2 protein-coding genes are annotated in these 519 nt (G+C 60.9%); both read right to left on the bottom strand.

Annotated features, from left to right (window positions below; translation table 11 throughout):
• A partial coding sequence (locus SJ312_RS23340) for a DUF4158 domain-containing protein (RefSeq protein ID WP_141240736.1) occupies window positions 1-155 on the bottom strand: 155 nt, incomplete at its 3' end.
• Window positions 156-157: 2 nt separating this feature from the next.
• Window positions 158-519 (bottom strand): recombinase family protein (locus SJ312_RS23335; RefSeq protein WP_072206285.1); only part of this gene is annotated, 362 nt, incomplete at its 5' end.

The raw sequence follows: 519 nt of genomic DNA, 5'->3' as shown, positions 1-519 counted from the left end.
GCGAAGCCCAATCGATTCGCGGCGCCGCGACGCTGACGGATCACCGACAGGTCGGTTTCGTTGAACGTGTAGTGCCGTATCAGTTCGTCTTTGGCATCTGGCAGTGCCAGCAGGCTTTCGCGCTCGGTGGCGGACAGGATTGAGCGGCGTGGCATGGTCAGTCTTCCCGCAGGTACTGGTACAAGGTTTCGCGGCTGATGCCGAAGTCACGGGCCACCAAGGTTTTTTGGTCGCCTGCCGCAACTCGCCGTTTCAACTCGGCAATTTGTTCGCTGTTCAGCGATTTCTTTCGTCCCCGGTAGGCACCGCGCTGCTTGGCCAGCACGATTCCCTCGCGCTGACGTTCGCGGATCAGGGCGCGCTCGAACTCAGCGAAGGCTCCCATGACCGACAGCATCAGATTGGCCATCGGTGAGTCCTCGCCGGTGAACTTCAGCCCTTCTTTGACGAACTCCATGCGCACGCCCCGTTGTGTCAGCCCTTGGACGATGCGGCGCAGGTCATCAAGGTTGCGTGCCA

This window comes from Providencia sp. CIM-Carb-044 (assembly GCF_033901115.1).
GTDB lineage: Bacteria > Pseudomonadota > Gammaproteobacteria > Enterobacterales > Enterobacteriaceae > Providencia > Providencia hangzhouensis.
This window is presented reverse-complemented; position numbering and strand designations above follow the sequence as displayed.